The following is a 21,646-nucleotide window of genomic DNA, read 5'->3' on the forward strand; positions in this document are numbered from 1 at the left end:
GCTGTCACGCCCGCAGCCAGGCCGTGGTGTCCGGCGGCAGGCTGCCGTCGGCCGCGAGGTCCCCGCTGGCCAGCAGCACCTCACCCGGCGGGAGCGGGGCGGGGGCGGAGCCGAAGTTGGTGATCACCCGGACCGCGCCGTTGACGAAGTCGAGCAGGTCGTCGCCCGCGCTCCAGGTGACCGTGCCCCGGCCGAGCTCGTGGGTGCGCCGCAGCCGCAGCGCCTCGGTGTACATCGAGAGCGTCGAGCCCGGCACGCCCCGCTCGCGGTCGGCGGCGAAGCGGGCCCAGTCCGCCGGCTGCGGGAGCCAGGTGCTGCCGCTCGGGCCGAAGCCGTACGCGGGGGCCTCCGCCTCCCACGGGATCGGCACCCGGCAGCCGTCGCGGCCGCGCACCTCGTGCGAGGAGCGGAACCAGGTCGGGTCCTGGCGCACCTCGTCCGGCAGGGTGGTGTGCTCGGGCAGGCCGAGCTCCTCGCCCTGGTAGACGTAGGCGGAGCCGGGCAGCGAGAGCATGAGCAGCGTGGCCGCCCGGGCCCGGCGCAGGCCCAAGGCCTCGTCGGGCTGCCGGTCGCCGACGCCGATGCCGCCCTGCGTGGAGTAGCCGGGCTCGAAGCCCAACCGGCTCGCATGCCGTACGACATCGTGGTTGGACAGAACCCACGTGCAGATCGCGCCGACCGGTGCCACTCCGGCCAGGCTGGACTCGATCGCCTCGCGCTGGTCGGCGGCCGTCCACGGGGCCATGAGGTAGTTGAAGTTGAACGCCTGGTGCATCTCGTCGGGGCGGACGTAGCGCGCGAGCCGCTCGGCGGGCGCGACCCAGGCCTCGCCGACCATCATCCGGTCGCCGGGGTAGCTGTCGAGGATGCGGCGCCACTGGCGGTACACCTCGTGCACGCCGTCCTGGTCCCACATCGGCGGGGTGCGGTGCTCGGCGCCGGGCGAGGTGATCGGCACCTGCGCCTCGACCCAGTCCGGCAGCCCGCTCTCCTTGATCAGGCCGTGGGCGACGTCCACGCGGAAGCCGTCGACGCCGCGGTCGAGCCAGAAGCGAAGAACGTCTTCAAACATCGCTCGTACTGCCGGCAGGTCCCAGTTCAGGTCCGGCTGGCTCGTGTCGAACAGGTGCAGGTACCACTCCCCGTCCGGCACCCGGGTCCACGCCGGGCCGCCGAAGACGCTCTGCCACCCGTTCGGCGGCAGCTCGCCGTCGACGCCGAGACCCTTGCGGAAGTGGTACCGGTCGCGCGCCGGACTGCCCGGCCCGCCCGCGAGCGCCTCCTGGAACCACACGTGGTCGCTGGAGGTGTGGTTGGGCACCAGGTCGACCACGACGCGCAGGCCGCGCTGCTTGGCCGCGGCCATGAGCGCGTCGAAGTCGGCCAGCGTGCCGAAGCGCGGGTCGACGTCGCGGTAGTCCGCGACGTCGTAGCCCGCGTCGTGCTGTGGAGACGGGTAGAACGGCGACATCCACAGGGCGTCGACGCCCAGCTCGACCAGGTGGTCGAGGCGCGACGTGATGCCGCGCAGGTCCCCCATCCCGTCGCCGTCCGCGTCGGCGAACGAGCGCGGGTAGACCTGATAGATCACGGCATCACGCCACCAGAGCAGCGAACTCACCCCTTGACTCCACCGGCCAGCAGGCCGCGTACGAAATAGCGTTGCAGGGACAGGAAGACGATCAGCGGGATGATCATCGACACGAACGCGCCGGAGGTCAGCCGCTGCCAGTCGTTGCCCCGGGTGCCGGCGAGCTCCGCGAGCCGTGCGGTCAGCGGGCGGTTGCCCTGGCCCGACGTGAACACCAGCGCCACCAGCAGATCATTCCAGATCCACAGGAACTGGAAGATGGTGAGGGAGGCCAGCGCCGGCGTGACCAGCGGCAACACGATCCGCCGGAAGGTCATCGCCGGTCCCGCCCCGTCCACCCGCGCGGCCTCGAAGAGGTCCTTGGGCAGTTCGGACATGAAGTTGTGCAGCAGGAACACGCCCAGCGGCAGGCCGAAGCAGGTGTGGGCGAACCAGACGGCGAAGAAGCCGCCACCCCACTCCGTGTACCCCTTCACGAGCTGGAGCATCGGGATCAGGGCCATCTGCAACGGGACGATCTGCAGCGCGAACACGCCGATGAAGATCCAGTCGCGGCCGCGGAAGTTCAGCCACGACAGCGCGTAGGCCGCCATCGCCGCCATGGTGACCGAGAACAGCACGGCCGGCACGGTGATGACCAGCGAGTTGACGAAGTAGCTGGCGAGCCGGCCGGAGCTGGCCGAAGTACCGAAGACGACCTCGTTGTAGTTGTCCAGGGTCAGGCTCGGGTTCGAGAAGAACGTCCACCAGCCCGTGGTCTTGATGTCCTCCTCGGGCCGCAGCGAGGACACGAACAACCCGAACGTGGGAATCGTCCAGAGCAGCGCGATGATGATCGACACGACGCTGGCCGCGCGGGACGTGAGCTTGCGCCGGACCCGGCTCGCCATCGTGTCGCCGCCCTCGGGCCGGTACAGCGGGCTGGCCTCGGGGACGTCAGCAGCGTCGGTGCTGACGGCGTCAGTGCTGCTCATCGGATCTCCGTTCGGTGCCGCAGTTGCCGGGCCTGGTAGATGACGATCGGCACGACCAGCAGGAACAACAGGACGGCGAGCGCGGAGCCCTTGCCGTCGTCGTAGGAGCGGAACGCCTGGTTGTACATCTCCACGGCGAGCACGCTGCTCTTGAACTGGCCGCCGGTCATGGTCCGGACGATGTCGAAGACCTTCAGCGTGGCGATCGTGATGGTGACGACCACCACGACGACGGCCGGGCGGATGCTGGGCATCGTCACGCGCCAGAACATCTGCCACGGGTTGGCCCCGTCGAGCTTGGCCGCCTCGACGATCTCGGCCGGGATGGCCTTGATCGCGGCGGAGAGGATGACCATCGCGAAGCCGGCCTGGATCCAGATCAGGATCACGATCATGTAGAACGTGTTGCCCGGCGCGTTGCTCAGGAACTGCTGGGGTTCGGCGCCGAACCAGACCAGGATCTGGTTGAGCAGGCCGATCTGCTCCACGCCCGGGTCACGGTAGGCGTAGATGAACTTCCAGATGATCGACGCGCCGACGAGCGAGATGGCCATCGGCATGAAGATCAGGGACTTGGCGATGCCCTCGCCGCGGGCCTTGTCCACCAGCACCGCGTACAGCAGGCCGAAGCCGGTGGCGAACAGCGGGACGCACACCACCCAGAAGAGCGTGTTGCGCAGCATCGTGAGGGTGTCGTCGTTGGTGAAGATCCACGTGTAGTTCTCGAAGCCGATGAAGGCGTCACCGGTCGAGTCGAAGAACGACTGGTACACGGTGCGGAAGAGGGGGTACACCAGGCCCAGGGCGAGCAGGGCCAGCGCCGGGCCGAGGAAGCCAGCCATCTGCAGCCGTTCCTTGCCCCTCCCCCACCGGGGCAGCAGGTCGAGCACGAACAGCAGCGCACCGACGACCACGATGAAACCGGCCATGAACATGAGCGCCGGCCAGATCTTGGCGACGTCCTCGGAGAAGTCGTAATCCATGGGGTGTCCTCCGACCAGCCGGGTCCGGCGCCGTGGTGCGTGGCGCCGGACCCGGACCTCAGTTCAGGTTATTTCGGCCAGGTGCTTTCGATGTAGTCCAGCGTCGCCTTGGTGTCCTTGGTGCCGTTGATCCAGTCGGTCATGCCGGTCCAGAAGGACTTCGAGCCGACCTGGGCGGGCATCAGGTCCGAGCCGTCGAACCGGGCCACGGTGGCCGGGTCCTGCAGGATCTGCACCGAGAGCTTGTCGATCGTGCCGTTCACGGCACTCACGTCGAGGCTCTTGTTCGCCGAGATCCAGTCGCCGAGCTTGGCCTTGCTGTTGGCCCACTCGCCGGAGGCGAGGTAGGTCTGCACCTTGACGACCTCGTCGCGGTCCGAGAACGCGGAGACGAACTCGCCACCGACCAGAACCGGCTTGCCCTTGGCGGGGTCGACGGCCGGGAAGTAGAAGGCGTAGACGTCACCGTCCGGGCCGACGTTGGTGCCCTTCGGCCACTGGTTGGAGTAGAAGTTGGCCTGCCGGTGCATGCCGCACTTCTTGTCCTTGACCGGGAGGCCACCCTCCTGGAACGAGGTGGTCACGATCGTCTTGGGGTTGCCAACGTACTTCGGGTTCTTGAGGATCGTCGCGGCGCGCTCGGCGGCCGAAAGGATCTTCGGGTCGTTGAACGGGATGGTGTGGTTGACCCACTGGTCGTACACGTCCGGACCCTGGTCGCGCAGGACGATGTCCTCGATCCAGTCGGTGGCCGGCCAGCCCGTCGCGTCACCGGACTCGATGCCCGCACACCAGGCCTGGATGCCGCTGGCCGCGATGGTGTCGGACAGCTTGATCATCTCGTCCCACGTGGTCGGGACCTTGTAGCCCTTCTCCTTGAACAGGCCGGGCGAGTACCACACGAGGGACTTCACGTTCGCGCCCATCGGCACGCCGTAGACCTTGCCGTCCACCGTCGCGTACTTGGCCCAGTCCTTCGACCAGTTCTTGTCCAGGTTGGCCTGCACCGGCGCCGGCAGTTGCTTGAGCTGGCCGGACTTGGCGAACGTGGCGAGCAGACCAGGCTGCGGGAAGACCGCGATGTCCGGCGGCTGGCCGCCGTCGGCCCGGACCTTGATCTGGGTCTCGAACTCGCCGGAGCCCTCGTAGTCAATCTTGATATTGGTGCAGTCCTCGAACTGCTTCCAAGACTGCTCGAGCTTGTCGGCCTCGGTGTCGCGGATCGTCGCGTAGATCGAGACGTGCTTGGTCTTGTCGACCCGGTACTGGGCGTACGGCTGACACTCGGGCTTGTCGGCGTTGTTGGAGCCGGAGTCGCTGTCACTGCCGCAGGCGGACGCGGCGAGGGCCAACGCGGCCACACCGGCGAGCGTGAACGCTCGACGCCGCCTCGAGAGGACGGCCATGGTTAGCCTCCTTTGGCTATACCCGGTCCCGCGGGCAAGGTTCGCCCGCGTACCCGGTGTGCTGGGGTGTGCCTGGTGTTCCTCGGATGTAAGCGTTTGCAAGGTCGGTTTGTCGAGCCCCTCACGGCCTTTCATCGATAACGAGTTCGCAACACGGCGGACATATTGCCGTGGGTCGCCTCGTTGCCTAGCCTCTCGCGTGTGGCTGACGTTCCAGCGCCCGTCAGCATGGAGGACGTTGCCCGACTTGCGGGAGTTTCGACGGCAACCGTGTCGCGCACCCTCCGCGGGCTGCCCAACGTCTCCGACGAGACGCGCGACCGCGTGCTGCAGGCCGCGGCGTCGCTGTCGTATGTCGTCTCGCCGATCGCCTCCCGCCTCGCGAGCGGCCGCACCCACACCGTCGGCGTGATCGTGCCGTACGCCTCGCGCTGGTTCTTCGGCCAGATCGTCGCCGGCGCCGAGTCGGTCCTGCGGGAGCACTCGCTGGACCTGCTGCTGTACAACATCGGGGACATCCCGTCCCGGCAGCGCTTCTTCGGCGCCCTCCCGCTCCGCCGCCGGGTCGACGCCGTCCTCACGGTCGCCATGCAGTTCACGCCGACCGAAATCGACGACTTGCAATCTCTGGGCGTCCCCATCGTCGCCGTGGGCCACGACGTCCCGGGCGCCGGCTGCGTGCGCATCGACGACGTGGCCGCAGCCGCCTCCGCGGTCCAGCATCTGCTCGCCCTGGGCCACCGCCGGATCGGGATGATCTCCACCTTCAACGACCAGAACATGTGGCTCCCGGTCGCCCACGCCCGCCGCCGCGCCTACGTCGAGACCCTGGCCACCGCCGGCATCGACGTCGACGACGACCTCGTCATGTCGGTCCCGCACGGCATGGACGGCGGCGAACAGGCCATGCGTCGCCTGCTCACCCTGCCCGATCCCCCGACCGCGGTCTTCGCCGAATCGGACGAGCTGGCCTTCGGCGCCCTGAGCGCGCTGCGCCGCACGGGCCGGCACGTCTCGGTCATCGGCTTCGACGACCACGAGCTGAGCGCGCTGCTGGACCTGACGACGGTACGGCAGCGCGTCTTCGAACAGGGCGTCCTGGCGGCCGGCATGCTGCGCCGCGCGATGACCGCCGGCTCCTGGACCCCCGAGGAGCTGCTGATGCCGACCACCCTGGTCCTGCGCGCCTCGACCTGGCCCGTCCGCGACCATTCCCCGGGCGCGGTTAGTTCCCGCAGGCCCGGGTAGCTCGCGCGTCGCCAAGTTGTTCCCGAACGCATCGCACGGGGGTGTTGTGATGACAGCCGAGATGCCGAATTCGCGCGTGACCTGGGACCAGCCGGACGACGAGCTGGATGAGCTCGCCGCCCCGGACGCGGACCTGCTCGCCGACGACCTCTCCGCCGACCCGGCCCAGACCGCGGAGACGGACTTCTTCTGGGAGGACGACGAGGAGTAACCGAGGCCACGCCCTGGACGGGGGTATCTCGTTTTTGCGGGCCTGCGGGCGCGTGCTAGGGTTACCTCCGTTCAGCCAGGCGCCGCTAGCTCAACTGGCAGAGCAGCAGACTCTTAATCTGCGGGTTGTAGGTTCAAGTCCTACGCGGCGTACAGTTTTTATTTGCGGGTTCGCTCCGCTCGCCCTTCGGGGGAGACTTCGCCTCCACCCGAACCCCCTCCCGAGCTGCGGCTTTCGTTGCGGCCGATCTGGGTTGCGCCCGTTTCCTGCGTTGCATTTGTGGTTGGCTTGCTGCATGTATCGAGCGAGTCCGGGAATGGCACACCGGATTCGCGCCGCTCGCGATCACGCTCTTCGTCGCTGCGGTCGGTGGCGGGGCTCTTGGCCGCCCGAATGAGTTCGGTGACTCGCTGGCGTCCCGCCTGTCGTAGCGCCCATTTTGCGATCTCACCACGCGGCACGCCAGCCATCACCTTCTCCGGTCGCTGGCCAAGGGCCGCAAGATGGTCGCGGACCTGTCCAAGCTGATGTTGCGGGCCTACAACGCCGAGGCTGACAACTGTGTCCGCTCGCTTCGGGCAGGCAACATCACCACCGCGAAGAAGCGCCTGGAGTGATCCGGGAGCTCGGCGACGCCTCGGTGCCGTTTCCGTACGACGTGCACGCGCTGTACTTCTCGGACGACGCCGTTGCGCTCGAGCATGAGCTGCACAAGGCGTTTGCCGACCGCCGGGTGAACTTCGTCAATGAGCGCCGCGAGTTCTTCTTCGCCACACCGACCGCCGTGCGGGACATCCTGCAGCAGAAGGCGGGCGGGCTGCTGGAGTTCGTGGAAGAGCCGGAGGCGGCGCAGTACTTCCAGAGCAAGGGGCAGTGGCCGGCCGTACGGTGACGGCGCAACAGGCGTGTTACGTCTTCTGCGGACATCTAGGCGAACTTGTCCACTTTGGACACTCGGGAGAAAACCTGTCGTACCCCCGGCCTACGATCCCCCTGTAACGCGGCCACGCGGCCGCGGACACGGGGAGGACCACCCATGAGACCCACCATCCGTTCCAGCCTGGCGGGGTTGCTCGCCACGGCTGTCGCGGCGAGCGCGGCCCTGTTCGCCACCGGGCAGCCCGCCGCCGCCGGCTGGCAGTCCGTCAACCTGCCCAGGCTGAGCTGGACGTACCTCGACTCGGCGAGCCCCAAGGCCAAGTTCGTCGACGCCACCGTGCCGCCGCCGGTGGGCACCATCGCCGACGCGGCCGGCAAGTCGCACACCTACCGCTCCTACTTCACGTTCGACCTCAGTGGCCTCAAGGGCCAGGTCGTCCACAGCTCCTACCTGTACACCTACGAGGACCACGTCACCGACTGCACGAAGGCGGCCACGGTCGAGCTGTGGCGCACCGCGCCGGTGCGGGACAACACCTCCTGGAAGAATTCGCCGAAGGAACTCGAGCGGCTCTTCGCCGCCGAGGTCGGCAGCGGCAGCTGGTCGTGCCCGAGCTACCTGGGCCGTGACATGGTCGACCAGCTCAACGCCGCGATCGCCCGAGGGGACAAGACCGTCACCTTCGAGTATCGCGTCGCCGCCGCCCAGGAGACCGACGTCCACCTCGGTCGCACGATCCAGGCGCCGACGTTGAGCTCGACCAGCAACCACCCGCCGGTCGTGAGCAACCCGCGGCTGCGCTATCCGGACCGCCCCTGCGGCACGCCGCAGAAGCCGAGCCCGGCCCGGGCGTCGGACGCGCTGACGGTCGACAAGGCCGACGCCGACGGCGACTTCGTCTCGGTCAGCGTCGCGACCTGGCCGATCGACCACCCGGAGCAGCGCAAGGAGCGCGGCATCGCGTATGACAGCGTCGACCTGAGCGACTATGCCGACGGCACGGTCGTGGCCTGGCAGGCACACGGCTACGACTACACCGATTACGGCCCCTGGTCCAAGACCTGCTACATCCGCATCGACAAGCAGGGCCCGGCCACGCCCCCGGTGGTCGCCTCGAAGCTCTACCCGACCGGTGCGGTGGCGACCGGCGGCCAGGGCATCAAGGGCCGTTTCCGGCTCGACGCGGCCGGCGAGGCCGACGTCGCGGCGTTCGTCTGGCGCGACTGGCAGGGGCTCAGCGGCCGCGTCGACGCGCGGCAGGGCCGGGCGGTCATGGAGTACACACCGACCCGCAGCGGGCCACAGTCGCTTTCCGTGCAATCGATCGATTCGGCCGGCAATTACGGCGCCACGACGGAGTACCGGTTCTGGGTGGCATCGACCGCGCCCGAGGCCACCGTCGACGTGGCCGGGGTCGGGCTGCCGAGCACGATCACGCTGTACGGCAGCGCCGCCACCTTCGGGTACCAGGTGCAGGGCGGCTCGGAGACCCGCGTCCCCAACGCGTCCGGCACCGGCGCGACCGGGCAGATCGTCTTCCCGGCCACCGGCTACGTCAAGGTCTTCCTGCGCAGCTACAACGCCGCCGGCAAGCTGCTCGGGGAGAAGTCGATCGACGTCCAGGTCTCCGACGCGCCGGACGTCTCCTCCGCGGAGTTCAACCTGGAGCGCGACGCGCTCGCCGGCGAGACCGGCACGTTCACGTTCAAGCCGCGCAGCGCCGGCGTCGTCGGTTACGCCTACGACTTCGGCAGCGGGGAGCAGCGCATCGCGGCGGGCGCGGACGGCGTGGCGACGCTGCGCTGGACGGCCGACCCGCCGGGCTGGACCTATCTGACGGTCCGCTCGATCGGGGCCGGCGGAGCGTTGTCGCAGGAGAACTACTACCAGTTCAACATCATCGACCCGAAGCCGCAGATCTGGGCGCAGGAGCTGCAGACCACGACCCGCACCGACGCCCCGGGCAAGCCTCTCGAGCTGCGGCTGTCCAGTCAGATGACCGACGTGACGGGCTTCGTCTACACCTTCAACGGCGGGACCGAGCAGACCGTGACCGGCCCGTGGTACGGCACCGTCGTCTCGGTGACCCCGCGGCTCGGGGACAATACGGTCGTCGCGCAGGCGCTGCTGCCCGGTGGCGGTCGTTCACCGGCGGCGACGTTCACGTGGCAGCCGTACGAGGCGCCGCTCATCTCCACCGACCCGTCGCCCGGTGCGATGGGCCACCCGGTGACGGTGAAGCTGACCTCGGTCCGGCCGGGCCCGAAGGAGTTCCACTACTCGGTCAACGGAGGTCCGTCGGAGACGGTGGCCGCGGCCGCCGACGGCACGGCGAGCTTCACCTACATCCCCTCGGACAGCACGTCGCTGTCGATCCGCGCCACCAGCGTGGCCGCCGACGGCACCGAGTCGCCCGAGCGCAGCTTCTACACCAACCTGCGCCTCACCGGCGTCGAGGTGTACTCGTCCTACAGCGAGTACTGGACGACCGGCGGCCTGGGTGTCCCCGGCACCGTCACCTTCCGCACCGAGTACGTGCCGGAGACGGTGGAGTACGTCTACACCCTCAACGGCGGGGCGGAGGTCGTCGCACCGGCGGTCTCCGACGGTTTCGGCACCACCGTGACGATCGTCCCGGACCGCACCGGCCTCAACGTCCTGGTGGTCCGCGGCCGCACCGCCGCCGGCGAGCTGTCCTCCCCGCGGGAGTTCCGCTTCCAGGTCGGCACGCTGCCGTTCGTCGCCTCCACGGAGTTCCCCATCGGCGTCTGGTCCGGCGCCGTGGGCGTGGAAGGCCACTTCACCGCCGGCGGCGGCATGGAGGGCGTGACGTCGTTCGACTTCACCTTCGACGACGCCCAGCCCGTCACCGTCCCGGTCGATTCTCAGGGCCGGGCCACCACCACCTACACCCCGGCGACCGGCGGCGTCCACCGCCTGACGGTCATCGGCCACACGGCCGCCGGGACGGCGACGGAGATCCGCTACTACGACATCCTGGTCAACTCCTGACCCGGCTCGCCGCAAACGACTCCGGGAACGGCGCTGACGCGCTCGACACCTGAACCGCTCCACCCCGCGGCGGGAGAGGCCCAACGCCTCTTCCGCCGCGGCCGTCGAGCACCGGCTCGGGAAGACGGCCCGCGTGGGCGGCGGTCACGGGGCGCGACGGAGCTTTGACGTGGACAACTCGACGCCGACGGCCGGGTGGTCGGCGGTGCTCGTCGGGTCGCTGGTCACCGTGATGCAGAGGTCGATCCGCGTCGGGCGGCCGAATCGGTGGATCGGCCGGCAATCGGCTTCGTCCCAGCCCCTCCCCTCGCGCAGGTGCCGGTGCAGGAGCTCGGTGAGGGCCGTCGTCGACTCGCCGTTGTCGCCGGTGATGCGGTAGTACGTCCAGCAGGCGTGGCCGGTCTGGTCGCAGCCGTTCGCGCCGTCCGGGCCCGCGGCGGTGGTCGCCTCCAAGCCGGCCGGAAGCGGGAACAGCTCGTCCGCCGAGGGCACGCCCGGCTGGTCGTAGGAGAGGCCGCCGCCGAAACAGCCCAGCACGAACAGGGCCGCGGCGACCACAGGTGCGCTCACCCGCCGCCGCCGGAACGGCAGGCTCGCGGCCAGCAGGGCCAGTCCGCCGAGGCACGGGTACCACAGCAGGGTCCAACCAGCCGCAGTCCGATCGCCGGGGCGGCCCGGCAGAATCCACCAGAGCGCACCGATCGCGGCCAGCAGGACAACCGCGATGGGTAGCGCCACAAGGTTGCGCGGTGCGAGAAGGCAGAACACGGCGAGCGGCAGCCACGCGCAGACGACGATGAGCACCGTGACGCTCGAGGACAGCCGCCACCCCACGGCGAGGGCAACAGCCAGGCCCACGGCCGGTACGCCGATGCGCCACCACAACGACGCCGCCATCGGGGATGTCACCATCGGGGACGTGCGAAGTGTCAGCCGGCCCACTGGCCGGAGATGTAGAGCATGATGAGGCCGGTTTGCAGGGGCAGCGCTGCGAACAGAATGAACTTTTCGACGAATCTGTTGCTCGCCATTTTCGCCATCACGAAGAACATGGGGAACAGCGCCAGCACGTAGCGGTTCAACGACTGCATCGGCGTGCCGCTGTCGATGTTCACCGGTTGCAGGAGGGCGACCAGGAACGGCAGTGCGCCCGCCAGGATCAGGTAGAACTGGTCGCGGCGCAAGCGCCAAGGCCCGACGAAGCACAGCACCAGGAAAGCGACGCCCAGGATGCAGGCGGCCAGGTCGAGCAGGTTCAGTACCGCACCGTTGGGGTTCTGGGAAAGGCTTATGCCCCGCAGCGCGTGGGAGATTGTGGTCCACGGAGCGTGCATGCCGCCGCGGCCCCAGAAGGACTGGGCGTCGCGGAACTGCATGGGGTTGCCGAAGCGCTGCCAGAGGTACGCCATGTACAGGATCAGGCCGGACGGGGCCAGGGCCACGCCCAGGACGTTGAAGCGGATTCGGCGCCAGTTGAAGTTGCGCTGGCGCAGATATTCATAGGCGAAGGCGAATACGATGAGGACGCCCAGGACCCGGGTTGCGCTGGCTGCGCCGGCCAGTAGGCCTGCGGCCCACCAGTGGTCGCGGCGGGCGCAGTAGAGGGCGGCGAAGGTCAGGAACAGGAAGAGCGCTTCCGTGTACGCGGTGGCCAGGAAGAACGCGGTCGGGAAGGCGATGAGCATCAGCAGGGTGCGCTCGGAAAGCTTCGGACCCAGTTCGTGTTCGGCCCAGCGGTACAGCACGACGAGCATGCCCAGCGCCGCCAGGTTGCTGACCACGAGGGCGGCGAAGGACATGTCGCTCGGTAGGACGTACGAGGCCAGTCGGACCAGCGCGGGGTACAACGGCGGCCAGACCGGATAGCTCGAGTCCACGGTCTTGAAGCCGGGGTCGTCCACGATCGGGTAGCCGAAGTTGGCGATGTGGACGTAGTTGCGGCCGTCCCACTGCACCCAGTTGTTGATGACCTGGGAGAGCCAGCCGCGGCCGTTGCCAGGGGTCACCGGCACGAAGCGCAGGGCGATGAACTGGACGGCGAGATAGCCCACGTGGCAGATCAGCCAGTAGAGCGCGCCGATGCGCCAGGCGCGGGACCAGCGGCCGCGCTCGGCGGGCTGCTCCTCGGGCTCGGTCGCGGCCGGGGACGGCTCGCCGCCGTCCGCGGACGGGGATCCGCCGACTTCCTGTGACAGCACCATTGACGACGTACCGATCGTTTCGAACGACAATCCGGACCCGGGACCCTGTCAGCCGACCAGCGTTTCGACCTGCTTGTCGTGGTCGGGCTGGACCCGCTGGGCCGGGACGGTGGTGGGCTCCGCGGCCGGCTGGGCGTCCGAATCGTACGCGATCCGGAAGGTGGGCCGGTTCAACAGATGGGCGTAGATGCGGGCGATGTACTCGCCGAGCAGGCCGATGCACACCAGCTGGATCGCGCCGATCAGCAGCACGGCCAGGAACATCGAGGTCCATCCGGGGACCGTGACGCCGCGGGCGAAGCCGACGATGCAGTACACGACAAGGGCCAGGCAGGCCACGAACCCGAAGGCGCCGAGCCAGGTCGCGATGCGCAGCGGCATGGCGGAGAAGCGGGTGAGGCTGTCGACGGCCAGCGCGACCATCTTGCTCAATGGATATTTGGTACTGCCGGCAGCCCGCTCCGCCCGCACGTACGGCACCTCGCCGCTGCTGAAGCCGAGCGCCGGGACGACCAGGCGGTACACCGGCTTCTGCTCGGGCAGTTCGTTCAGGGCGTCGACGACGTCACGGCTCATCAGGCGGAAGTCGCCGGCCTGCGCGGGCACCCAGCTGCCCACGTAGCGGCGCATCATCCGGTAGTACAGGCCGGCGGTGGTCTTCTTGAAGAAGGCGTCCGTCGTGCGGTCGGAGCGGACCCCGTAGACGACGTGCACGTCCTTGGTGCGGGCCAGCGCGAGCATCTCGGGGATCGTCTCGGGCGGGTCCTGCAGGTCGGCGTCGATGCTGACGACGTACTGCCCGGCCGCCCGCTGCAGGCCGGCCGCGAGCGCCGCCTGGTGCCCGGAGTTGCGCTGCAGCTGGATCAGGCGCAGCTGCGGCCAGCTCGTCTGCAGCACCCGGATGATCTCGTTGGAGTGGTCCTGGCTGCCGTCGTCGACGAGGATGACCTCGTACGTCTCGCCCAGGCCGTCCATGACGCGGCGTAGCCGGTCCGCGGTCAGGAAGAGGACCGCCTCTTCGTTGTAGACGGGCATCACGACGGACAAAACGGGTGCTGGTACCACTGCCCGCACTCCCCCCATCCAGGCCGAACGCCGTTGCAATGCGTCACCGGCGCCCGGTCACTATACACACGGACGGGGTCGGGCCGGACCCTCCAGATATCCGTGCATCCGCGGACAAATGCCGACATGCCATCGGCCGTCTGTGCAGCGAAACCGGCGATCGAACAAGCGAATGCAACTATCAAACAACATATCGACAACAATTGACTCACGGTCGCGCCAACTGTAAACAAAGCTGACAGTACGAGAAAGGTCAGCCGATGCGCAGAAGACTGCAAGTGGCTCTCGCGGTCGTCGCCGTGGCCGTGCCGATCGTGGCCGCCGCGATCACCGCGCCCGCGGGTGCCGCCATCAACCCACCGCCGTCCGGTTTCACGCTCACGTGGAGTGACGACTTCAACGGCGCCGCCGGGACGGGCGTCGATCAGGGCATCTGGAAGTACGACACCGGGCCCGGTTCGACCTTCGGCACCGGCGAGATCGAGACCATGACCAGCAGTACCGCCAACGTGCACTATGACGGCGCTGGCCATCTGCTGCTCACCGCCCTGCACAGCGGCTCCGACCCGCGCGCCGGTTGGACCTCGGGGCGCATCGAGACGCAGGCGGCCACGTTCGGCGCGGCGCCGGGCGGCGTCATGCGGGTGGAGTCGCGGCTGCAGCAGCCGAACGTCAACACGGCGAACGGCGCCGGCTACTGGCCCGCCTTCTGGATGCTCGGCGCCCCGCTGCGGGCCGGCGTGCCGTGGCCGGGCTCCGGCGAGATCGACATCATGGAGGACATCAACGGGCGTAGCTCGCTGTTCAGCACGCTGCACTGCGGCGTGAACCCGGGCGGGCCCTGCAACGAGAGCACCGGCCTGGGCAGCGGCGAGCGCGCGTGCCCCGGCTGTCAGACCGGGTTCCACGACTACGCGGTCGAGGTGGACCGCTCGGTCGCGCCCGAACAGATCCGCTTCTACTTCGACGGCGGCAACTTCTTCACCCTCAACGCCAACCAGGTCGACGCCACCACCTGGTCGAACGCGGTCGACCACCCGTTCTTCATCATCTACGACCTGGCCATCGGCGGCGGCTTCCCCGACGCGTTCGGCGGCGGCCCCTACGCCTCGACCGTGTCCGGCGCCTCGATGGTCATCGACTCCGTCGCCGTGTACAACAAGGGCCCGGGTGGCGGCGGCGGTGGCACCGGCGCGGGGTACAACGTGCTCGGTCCCGGCGGCAAGTGCATGGACGTCTCCGGCGACGACACCGGCGGCAACGGCGCGGCGGTCCAGCTCTGGGACTGCCAGGCAGGCGCCAAGGACCAGCACTGGCTGCTCAAGAACAACGGCTCGGTGCAGACGCTCGGCCGCTGCCTGGACGTCACCGGCGGCAGCACGGCCGGCGGCGCGAAGCTCCAGCTGTGGGACTGCAACGGCAGCGGCGCGCAGCAGTGGCGCACGACGCCCAGCGGCACGCTCGTGAACACGGGCTCCGGCCGGTGCCTCGACTCGCCCTCGGGCGCGACGGGCAACGGGACCCGCCTGCAGATCTGGGACTGCAACGGCAGCGGCGCGCAGGCCTTCCCGTACAACTCGGGCGCTTCGATCGTCGTCGGCCCGGGCGGCAAGTGCGTCGACGTGGCCGGTGACGACTCGGCCGGCGACGGCGCGGCCGTGCAGCTGTGGGACTGCCAGGACCAGTCGCGGGACCAGAACTGGAAATGGAACGGATCCGCGCTGACGTCGCTCGGCCGGTGCTTGGACATCGCGGGTGGAGGAACCGGCAACGGTACCGTCCTGCAGCTGCACGACTGCACCGGTAACGCGGCCCAGGTGTGGGTCGACGGGGGCAACGGCACGCTGCGCAACCCGCAGTCCGGCCGGTGCCTGGACTCCCCGAACGGCAACACCGGCAACGGGACGCGGCTGCAGATCTGGGACTGCAACGGCAGCGGCGCGCAGTCCTTCCGCAAGGCCTGATCGGTTCGGCGCGCGTCGGGGTTCCGGCTCAACGACCCCGGCGCGCGTCGTCAGGCCGATTCAGGCCGACAGCCAGGGTGTGATCACCGGCGGCGCGTCGTCCTGCTCGCAGCGGAGCCGGAACGGGCCCGCCGACGGGATCGTGAGGGCGAAGCGGCCCAGCGCGTCCGAGCGGCCGGAGTGGCGGGTCCCGCCCGACCACAGCTCGTACAACGTGGGCTTCTGCGGTTCCAGACGCACCACCAGGCGGCGCTCCGGGGAGAGTTCGGCCTCGATGGCCAGGCCGGTGCCCTCGAACGTCAGCGCGCGGGGGCCGCCGGCGCCGCGCGTCGTGGTGGTGGTCAGGGAGTCGAAGACCAGCGCCGCGAGCTCCGCGTCCACGCGCGCGTCGAACGCGGCGAGCAGCGGAAGGTCCAGGTGGGACGGCACCGGGTCGTGGGCGTCCAGCGCCCGCGCGAGGTCGCGTTCGAGGTCGTCGTCGTCCATCACGCGGCCACCTGCGCGCGGAGGCGGTCCAGGCAGCGGGCGCGGTTGGGGCCGATGCTGCCGACCGGGATGCCCAGCAGCTCGCCGATCTCCGCGTAGCTCGGCCGCGGCGTCGTCACGAGCAGGCGCAGGAGCTGCTGGCAGCGGTCCGGCAACCGGTCGAACGCCGCCCAGACGCGCCGGATGCGCCGCGCGTCGTCCGCGGCCTCCTCGGCGTCGAGCAGTGCGCGTTCCGGGGACGATTCCTCGGTACCCCGGTCGAGCAGCCACGGATCGCTCGTCACCGTCAGCCGCCCACCGGCGCGGATCACCATGAGCGACTCGTTGCGTGCGGTGGTCGCGAGCCACGCCGCGACGCGCTCGGGCTGCTTCAGGCGATCGATGTGCTCGGTGAGGCGCAGCCAGGTCATCTGGTACACCTCCTCGGCATCGGCCCGCTCCAGCTGGTGCGCGCGGGCCACCGCCCACACCAGCCGGCCGAAGCGGTCCACGAGCGCGCTCCAGGCCGTGCGGTCGCCGTGCGCGGCGGCGGTCACGAGCGCACCGGTGTCGTCAGGCTCCATCGCCGTCCTTGTCGAAGAGCACGGGCAGCGGGCGTCCGTCCGCGGCGTCGGTGATCGTATGGACCCGCCGGCTGAGCAGGTACCGCGCCGCCTCGCGCGACGTCCATTTGCGATCGAGGTCCATGCAGCGCGCGATCCGCCCGGCGACGATCGGGGTGGCGAACGAGGTGCCGCTCCACACGCCGTACCCGTGGAAGGTCACCTCCTCGCCCTGCGCGCCCGCGGTGACGCACGTGCAGCCGCGGTAGAGCGGGTCGTAGCCGGGGTGGTAGCGGCAGTCGCGCGTCGCGCCGTGCACGTTCTTGTAGGTGCCGTAGGCGAACGTGTTCGTCAGCCGCTCGCCGGGTGCGTACACGCTCACCCATTCGCCGCAGTTCGAGAAGCACGCGCGCCCGGCCAGGTCCTCGCGCAGCGCGCCGACGGCCACGATCGCCCGCGAGTCGGCGTACTCGTGCGCGAGCGCGGCCGGCCAGAACGGCTGCTCGGGCTCGCCGTCGTTGCCGGCGGCGGCCACCAGTACCGTCTCCGGATGCTCGTCGACGAGCGTGCGCACGAACTTCTCGAGCCCGAGCAGCGGCGCGTCGTCCATGCTGGGCGCCCCGGCGGACAGGCTGATGATCGCCGGCCACGGCGTGCCGTCCGAGGGCAGCGCGTCGAGCAGGATCCGCCCCAGATCGAACTCGCAGATCGTGCCCGCGTGCTGCAGGTGGTTCCACACCCTCAGGTCGACGCCGGGCGCCGTGTTCTTGAGGACGCCGGCGATGAACGTGCCGTGCCCGTAGTACTGCGTGATGACGCCCGGCGACGGCGTGTCGCGCGGCAGGCCGGTCGTCCCGCGCAGGGTGTCGAACTCCTGATACTGCGGCACCAGCCCGGTGTCGACGACCAGCACCTCGACACCCTGCCCGGCCGACTCGTCCGGATGCCGCTGCGGCGTCAACGCGAGGGGTCTGCTCCGGTTGTACGGCGGGATCGTCGGCTCATCCGCCGGGCAACTGTTCACCGGCGTGATGGTGACCAGGTGATTCGGGCGCGTTTCGGTGTTCGTGCGGGCGAACTCCGACACGTCCCCGGGCACCGGGAACCGCACGACGCCGTGCGCCTCGCGCACCTCCTCGTCGCGCACGGCGAGTCGCGCCCGGACGGCCTCCTCGCCCGGCCCTTTGCGCGCGAGGACGTGCCCGGGCTCCATGAGGTACCGCGGCGTCGCCCCGGCCTCCGGCGGCCCGATGGCGGCGGCGCCGTACTGGTCGCGGATTCCCTCGACCTGTTCCCAGAACCTCTGCTGCGGATCGTGCAAGGGACGCGCCATTGGTGGGCCCTTCCTCGAGTTCCTCCAGAGCAAACGCTGTTCCACCGAGGTGATGGTTCGGATGTCCGCCTGATACAAGCCCCGCGCCCCTAGCAATAGCATCGGCGGATGCCGGATCGCATCAGACGCGCGTCCGATCTCGGCGGCGGTCCGGCCCAGTTACTGCCGCTGGTCTTCGCGCGCCCGCGCGAGGCCCTGGCCGCCGCCCGCCGCATCCTGGCTGCTCACCCGTCGCCCCACGACGCCTCGATCGCCCACCAGGTGATCGGCCTGGTCGAACGCGACTTCGGCGACGCCGCGGCGGCGGTCGGCGAGCTGCGGCTGGCCGTGCGCCTGGCCCGCCGCGCCGCGTCCGCGCCCCGCGAGGCCGACGCGCTGGCCGCTCTGGGCGTGGCGTTGATCCACGCCGGCCGCACCCGCGCGGGACTGTCCCGCCTGGACGCCGCGGTACGCCTGGCCACGGGCGCGGACGCGGCCCGGGCCCGGTTCCGCCGCGCCCGCGCGCTGTGGGTCCTCGGCCGGCACGCCGCAGCTTCGGCCGACCTGCGCCGCGCGCTGCCGTTGCTGCGCCGCGCGGACGACCCGATCTGGACGGCGCGCGCTCTGACGCTGCGCGCGTTGATCCGGCTGTCCCAGGGCGCGGCCGCGGCGGCGGAGGACGACCTGGGCGTGGCCGAGCGCTTGTTCGCCACCACGGAGCAGGACCACGACGTCGCCGTGGCCGTGCACAACCGTGGGCTGGTCGCCTTCCGGGCGGGCGACCTGCCCGCCGCGCTGGCCCACCTCGACGACGCGGCCGGGCGGTACCGCCGGCTGGGGACGCCGGCTCCGGACCTCACGGTGGACCGCTGCGGCGTGCTGCTGACCGCGGGGTTGGCGCGGGAGGCGTTGGAGGTCGCGGACGCGGGGGTGCGGGAGCTGGACTCCCTCCGCGGCCAGGCCACGCGCAAGGCGGAGCTGCTGCTGGTCGCGGGCCGGGCGGCGCTGGCCGCGTCCGACCCTGACACCGCCCGCGCCCGCGCGTCGGCGGCGGGCCGCTTGTTCGCCGCCCAGGGCCGCGACTGGTGGGCGGTTCACTCGCGGCTGGTGCTGCTGCAGAGCCGCTTCGCCGCGCATCGTCCCCCGTCTCCCGACGCGCCTGCGCCCTCGCCTGCCACGCCCGGGCTGTCCCGCCTTGTCGCCGAGGCCGGGCGGATCGCCCGGCGCCTGGAGGAACTGGGCTCGCCGGAATCGGGCCAGGCCCACCTGCTGGCCGGCCGCGCCGCCCTGGCCCTCGGCCGCCCCACGACTGCCGCGGGCAACGCCCTTGCCCCCGGCCGGCCCACGATCGCTGCGGGGAACGCGCGGGCGGTCGATCGTGCGTGGGGGCGGGCTGTTGGGTGGCTGGCGCGGGCCGATGCACATCTCGCGGTGGCGGCGCGGGATCGGGCTCGAGGTTCGGCGTTGGTGCGGGCGACCGGCTGGCTGGCCGAGGCCCTGCGCGCGGAGGCGGCCGGCAATCCGCAGCGTACCCTCGAAGCCTGCCGGCGCGGCCTTGACGTGCTGGCCAGGCATCAGCTCAGCCTCGGCGGATCGGAGCTGCGCGCGCAGTCCACCGCGCGCGGGAGCGAGCTCGCCGCGGTCGCGCTCCGGACGAGTCTGCGCGCGGGTGGGGCGCGGCGGCTTCTGGAGTGGTGTGAGCGTTGGCGGGCCATCGCGCTCGCGGTGCCGGCCGCGCGGGGTGGGCCGGATGCGGGGTTGCGGGCGGAGCTCGTGCGGTACCGCGGCGTGACGAGCCGTGTCGCCGAGACCGAGGCCGCCGGGCAGGCCGCGCCGCACCTGCGCCGGGCTCAGCTCGCGCTCGAACGCCGCATCCGCGCGCGGGAGATGCGGCAGCCCGGAAACGGCGGCGCGCCCGAGCGGCTCCTCGTCCCCCAGTTGCTCGAGGCGCTGGGCGACACCCGGATGGCTGAACTGGTGGACGTCGATGGCCGCTTGTACGTCCTGCTCTGCCACCGCGGCCGCATCCGTCGATTCGCCGCCGGGAGGACCGCCGAGGTCGCCGCCGAGCTGGAGTTCGCCCAGGCCGGGCTGCGCAGGATGGCGCTCGGGGGCCGGGCCGTGCACGGCCGGCGGCTCCAGGAGCTGCTCCTCGGCCCCGTCGCCCGGCAGCTCGGCGACGGGCCGGTGGTGATCGTCCCGCCCGCGTGGATGCACGCGATGCCCTGGGCGCTGCTGCCGGCGCTGCGGCCGTTGCCGCTGAGCGTCGCCCCCTCGGCCCGGTCGTGGCTGCGCGCCCGCGCGGTGCCCGAACCCGCGAACAGCACCGTGGTCCTGGTCTCCGGCCCCGACCTGGCCGCCGGGCCGCAGGAGGTGGCGGCGATCGCCAAGCTGTACGACCAGCCGACGGTCCTCGACGCCGCACGCGCCACGGCCGCGCGGGTGCTCGACGCGCTCGGGGGCAGCCGGCTCGCGCACATCGCCGCGCACGGGACCTTCCGCGCGGACAGCCCGCTGTTCTCGGCGCTGCACCTGCACGACGGGCCGCTGACCGTGCACGACTTCGAGCGGATGCCCGCCGCGCCGTACCGTCTCGTGCTCTCCGCCTGCGACTCGGCCCGACTGGCCCCGTCGGGCGCCGACGAGCTGCTCGGCCTGGCCGCGGCGCTGCTACCACTCGGCACCGCGGCGATCGTGGCCAGCGTCGTGCCCGTCGACGACGAGGTCACCGCCGGGCTCATGCAGACGCTCCACCGCGGCCTCCGCGCGGGCCTGTGCCCGGCCGAAGCCCTGTGCGCGATGCGCGCGGACGCGTCCGGCGACCCGCTCGCCACCGCCACGGCCTGCGCGTTCACTGCCATCGGCGCCGCCTGAGCAAGCCACGCGCGGCCGCGCGGCAAAACCACCCAAAACCACCCGCGCGGCCTGAGCAAACCACGCGCAAAATCGGCTCGCGCAGAAACGGCCCGCTCAGACCTGTTCGCGCGGGCAGAACCAGGTCGTGCGGCCGCCCACCGTGGCTCGGCGCATCTCGGTGTGGCAGCGGGGGCAGAGCGCGCCCTCGCGGCGGTACGGCACGACCGACAACGTATGCACGCCCCCCTCCGCGATCGCCGCGTCCACCGACCTGCGCGTAGCGCGCTGCAGGCGGTCCAGGTCCGGCCGGGTGAGCGCGGACACCGGGCGGGACGGGTTGACCTTGGCCAGCCAGAGGATCTGGTCGGCCAGCAGATTGCCCACGCCGGCCAGCGCCTCCTGGTCCAGCAGACGCGCCTTCACCGGCGCCGTCCCGCGGGACAGGGCCGCGCGGAACTGGGCCGGGGTGATGTCGCGCGCGTCCGGGCCGAGGTGCTCCACCGGCGGGTCGAGGCGGACGCGGCCGAGGCGGCGCGGGTCGACCAGCATCAGGGACGTACCGTCGCGGAAGGAGAGCTCGAAGCGGGTGAAGCGGTGATCGCCCGGCGCGCGGCCGCGCTGCCAGTAGTCGCCGCCGTCGTGTTCGGCGCTGGACTCGTCGACGAAGACCATTTTGCCGGACATGCCCAGGTGGATGCCGAGCGTCGGGCCCGTGGTGTCGAGCCACATGCTCTTGCCGCGGCGGTTGGCGGCGGTCAGCTTCCGGCCCAGCAACGCCGCGCGGATCGAGCCGGGTGCGTGCGGGCGGCAGACCCACGTGTCGGTGTCGTCGACGTCGACGATCTCGCGGTCCAAGGCGTAGCGCTCCAGGACCGTGCGGGCCGACTCGACCTCTGGCAGTTCGGGCATCCAGGC

Annotated in this window: 18 protein-coding genes and 1 tRNA gene; 8 read left to right on the plus strand and 11 right to left on the minus strand. The window is 70.7% G+C overall.

All coding sequences use genetic code 11. The annotated features are described in order from the left end of the window. Positions 1-4: 4 nt before the first annotated feature. From ACQP00_RS46945 to ACQP00_RS46960, 4 genes are all read right to left on the minus strand, one after another. On the minus strand, positions 5-1,540 hold the full coding sequence (locus tag ACQP00_RS46945; protein WP_433224239.1) for a glycoside hydrolase family 13 protein: 1,536 nt from the start codon (positions 1,538-1,540) through the stop codon (positions 5-7). 77 nt (positions 1,541-1,617) lie between these two features. After that, positions 1,618-2,481: a carbohydrate ABC transporter permease gene (locus ACQP00_RS46950; protein WP_433224241.1), complete on the minus strand. Its 864-nt coding sequence runs from the start codon at positions 2,479-2,481 to the stop codon at positions 1,618-1,620. Positions 2,482-2,561: 80 nt separating this feature from the next. Then, complete coding sequence (locus tag ACQP00_RS46955) at positions 2,562-3,548, minus strand: carbohydrate ABC transporter permease (RefSeq protein WP_433210160.1); 987 nt, start codon at positions 3,546-3,548, stop codon at positions 2,562-2,564. 68 nt (positions 3,549-3,616) lie between these two features. Then, complete coding sequence (locus ACQP00_RS46960; protein ID WP_433210162.1) at positions 3,617-4,954, minus strand: ABC transporter substrate-binding protein; 1,338 nt, start codon at positions 4,952-4,954, stop codon at positions 3,617-3,619. A 270-nt stretch (positions 4,955-5,224) separates the two neighbouring features. Between ACQP00_RS46960 and ACQP00_RS46965 the strand changes: the two genes are divergently transcribed. The 6 genes from ACQP00_RS46965 to ACQP00_RS46990 all read left to right on the plus strand — a co-directional run bounded on the left by ACQP00_RS46965 (position 5,225) and on the right by ACQP00_RS46990 (position 10,305). Continuing rightward, the gene (locus ACQP00_RS46965) at positions 5,225-6,202 is read left to right on the plus strand and encodes a LacI family DNA-binding transcriptional regulator (protein ID WP_433210164.1); all 978 of its coding nucleotides are present in this window, start codon (positions 5,225-5,227) and stop codon (positions 6,200-6,202) included. Between the two features lie 49 nt (positions 6,203-6,251). Continuing rightward, positions 6,252-6,413: a hypothetical protein gene (locus ACQP00_RS46970; protein ID WP_433051120.1), complete on the plus strand. Its 162-nt coding sequence runs from the start codon at positions 6,252-6,254 to the stop codon at positions 6,411-6,413. Positions 6,414-6,492: 79 nt separating this feature from the next. Next, positions 6,493-6,565 (plus strand) — tRNA-Lys (locus ACQP00_RS46975). Between the two features lie 351 nt (positions 6,566-6,916). Beyond that, complete coding sequence (locus ACQP00_RS46980) at positions 6,917-7,030, plus strand: DUF4041 domain-containing protein (RefSeq protein WP_433210166.1); 114 nt, start codon at positions 6,917-6,919, stop codon at positions 7,028-7,030. Then, complete coding sequence (locus tag ACQP00_RS46985) at positions 7,027-7,305, plus strand: GIY-YIG nuclease family protein (protein WP_433210168.1); 279 nt, start codon at positions 7,027-7,029, stop codon at positions 7,303-7,305. The genes ACQP00_RS46980 and ACQP00_RS46985 overlap by 4 nt, the downstream gene beginning before the upstream one ends. A gap of 144 nt (positions 7,306-7,449) precedes the next feature. After that, a complete protein-coding gene (locus ACQP00_RS46990; protein WP_433210170.1) occupies positions 7,450-10,305 on the plus strand; it encodes a hypothetical protein in 2,856 nt (951 codons plus the stop codon). 144 nt (positions 10,306-10,449) lie between these two features. Here the strand turns inward: ACQP00_RS46990 and ACQP00_RS46995 are convergent, their stop codons facing one another. The 3 genes from ACQP00_RS46995 to ACQP00_RS47005 are packed head-to-tail and all read right to left on the minus strand — an operon-like array spanning position 10,450 to position 13,541. After that, entirely contained in the window at positions 10,450-11,202 is a 753-nt protein-coding gene (locus ACQP00_RS46995; RefSeq protein WP_433210172.1) for a hypothetical protein, read from the minus strand. Between the two features lie 32 nt (positions 11,203-11,234). Then, a complete protein-coding gene (locus ACQP00_RS47000) occupies positions 11,235-12,506 on the minus strand; it encodes a mannosyltransferase family protein (protein WP_433210174.1) in 1,272 nt (423 codons plus the stop codon). Positions 12,507-12,554: 48 nt separating this feature from the next. Then, on the minus strand, positions 12,555-13,541 hold the full coding sequence (locus tag ACQP00_RS47005) for a glycosyltransferase family 2 protein (protein WP_433210176.1): 987 nt from the start codon (positions 13,539-13,541) through the stop codon (positions 12,555-12,557). Positions 13,542-13,831: 290 nt separating this feature from the next. Here ACQP00_RS47005 and ACQP00_RS47010 point away from each other — a divergent pair, with 290 nt between their 5' ends. Beyond that, on the plus strand, positions 13,832-15,535 hold the full coding sequence (locus ACQP00_RS47010) for a ricin-type beta-trefoil lectin domain protein (protein ID WP_433210178.1): 1,704 nt from the start codon (positions 13,832-13,834) through the stop codon (positions 15,533-15,535). Between the two features lie 60 nt (positions 15,536-15,595). Here the strand turns inward: ACQP00_RS47010 and ACQP00_RS47015 are convergent, their stop codons facing one another. From ACQP00_RS47015 to ACQP00_RS47025, 3 genes are read right to left on the minus strand one after another with little or no spacing between them, the layout of a single operon-like run. Further along, the gene (locus tag ACQP00_RS47015) at positions 15,596-16,024 is read right to left on the minus strand and encodes a hypothetical protein (RefSeq protein ID WP_433210180.1); all 429 of its coding nucleotides are present in this window, start codon (positions 16,022-16,024) and stop codon (positions 15,596-15,598) included. Then, entirely contained in the window at positions 16,021-16,584 is a 564-nt protein-coding gene (locus tag ACQP00_RS47020; protein WP_433210182.1) for an RNA polymerase sigma factor, read from the minus strand. The genes ACQP00_RS47015 and ACQP00_RS47020 overlap by 4 nt, the downstream gene beginning before the upstream one ends. After that, a complete protein-coding gene (locus ACQP00_RS47025) occupies positions 16,574-17,896 on the minus strand; it encodes a S8/S53 family peptidase (RefSeq protein ID WP_433210184.1) in 1,323 nt (440 codons plus the stop codon). The genes ACQP00_RS47020 and ACQP00_RS47025 overlap by 11 nt, the downstream gene beginning before the upstream one ends. A 108-nt stretch (positions 17,897-18,004) precedes the next feature. Between ACQP00_RS47025 and ACQP00_RS47030 the strand changes: the two genes are divergently transcribed. Further along, a complete protein-coding gene (locus ACQP00_RS47030) occupies positions 18,005-20,749 on the plus strand; it encodes a CHAT domain-containing protein (RefSeq protein WP_433210186.1) in 2,745 nt (914 codons plus the stop codon). A gap of 96 nt (positions 20,750-20,845) precedes the next feature. On the opposite strand, the gene ACQP00_RS47035 is transcribed toward ACQP00_RS47030, so the two are convergent. After that, positions 20,846-21,640: an Fpg/Nei family DNA glycosylase gene (locus tag ACQP00_RS47035; RefSeq protein ID WP_433210188.1), complete on the minus strand. Its 795-nt coding sequence runs from the start codon at positions 21,638-21,640 to the stop codon at positions 20,846-20,848. Between the last annotated feature and the right edge of the window lie 6 nt (positions 21,641-21,646).

Origin of the sequence: Dactylosporangium sp. CS-047395 (assembly GCF_050942185.1) — a bacterium.
Taxonomy (GTDB): Bacteria; Actinomycetota; Actinomycetes; order Mycobacteriales; family Micromonosporaceae; genus Dactylosporangium.

What these genes read in the sequence shown, in the direction of transcription:
- ACQP00_RS46945 (WP_433224239.1), bottom strand. Translation starts at nt 1,540, where the DNA reads ATGGGGGACCTGCGCGGCATCACGTCGCGCCTCGACCACCTGGTCGAG.
- ACQP00_RS46950 (WP_433224241.1), bottom strand. Translation starts at nt 2,481, where the DNA reads ATGGCGAGCCGGGTCCGGCGCAAGCTCACGTCCCGCGCGGCCAGCGTC.
- ACQP00_RS46955 (WP_433210160.1), bottom strand. Translation starts at nt 3,548, where the DNA reads ATGGATTACGACTTCTCCGAGGACGTCGCCAAGATCTGGCCGGCGCTC.
- ACQP00_RS46960 (WP_433210162.1), bottom strand. Translation starts at nt 4,954, where the DNA reads ATGGCCGTCCTCTCGAGGCGGCGTCGAGCGTTCACGCTCGCCGGTGTG.
- ACQP00_RS46970 (WP_433051120.1), top strand. Translation starts at nt 6,252, where the DNA reads ATGACAGCCGAGATGCCGAATTCGCGCGTGACCTGGGACCAGCCGGAC.
- ACQP00_RS46980 (WP_433210166.1), top strand. Translation starts at nt 6,917, where the DNA reads ATGGTCGCGGACCTGTCCAAGCTGATGTTGCGGGCCTACAACGCCGAG.
- ACQP00_RS46990 (WP_433210170.1), top strand. Translation starts at nt 7,450, where the DNA reads ATGAGACCCACCATCCGTTCCAGCCTGGCGGGGTTGCTCGCCACGGCT.
- ACQP00_RS46995 (WP_433210172.1), bottom strand. Translation starts at nt 11,202, where the DNA reads ATGGCGGCGTCGTTGTGGTGGCGCATCGGCGTACCGGCCGTGGGCCTG.
- ACQP00_RS47000 (WP_433210174.1), bottom strand. Translation starts at nt 12,506, where the DNA reads ATGGTGCTGTCACAGGAAGTCGGCGGATCCCCGTCCGCGGACGGCGGC.
- ACQP00_RS47005 (WP_433210176.1), bottom strand. Translation starts at nt 13,541, where the DNA reads ATGCCCGTCTACAACGAAGAGGCGGTCCTCTTCCTGACCGCGGACCGG.
- ACQP00_RS47010 (WP_433210178.1), top strand. Translation starts at nt 13,832, where the DNA reads ATGCGCAGAAGACTGCAAGTGGCTCTCGCGGTCGTCGCCGTGGCCGTG.
- ACQP00_RS47020 (WP_433210182.1), bottom strand. Translation starts at nt 16,584, where the DNA reads ATGGAGCCTGACGACACCGGTGCGCTCGTGACCGCCGCCGCGCACGGC.
- ACQP00_RS47025 (WP_433210184.1), bottom strand. Translation starts at nt 17,896, where the DNA reads ATGGCGCGTCCCTTGCACGATCCGCAGCAGAGGTTCTGGGAACAGGTC.
- ACQP00_RS47030 (WP_433210186.1), top strand. Translation starts at nt 18,005, where the DNA reads ATGCCGGATCGCATCAGACGCGCGTCCGATCTCGGCGGCGGTCCGGCC.
- ACQP00_RS47035 (WP_433210188.1), bottom strand. Translation starts at nt 21,640, where the DNA reads ATGCCCGAACTGCCAGAGGTCGAGTCGGCCCGCACGGTCCTGGAGCGC.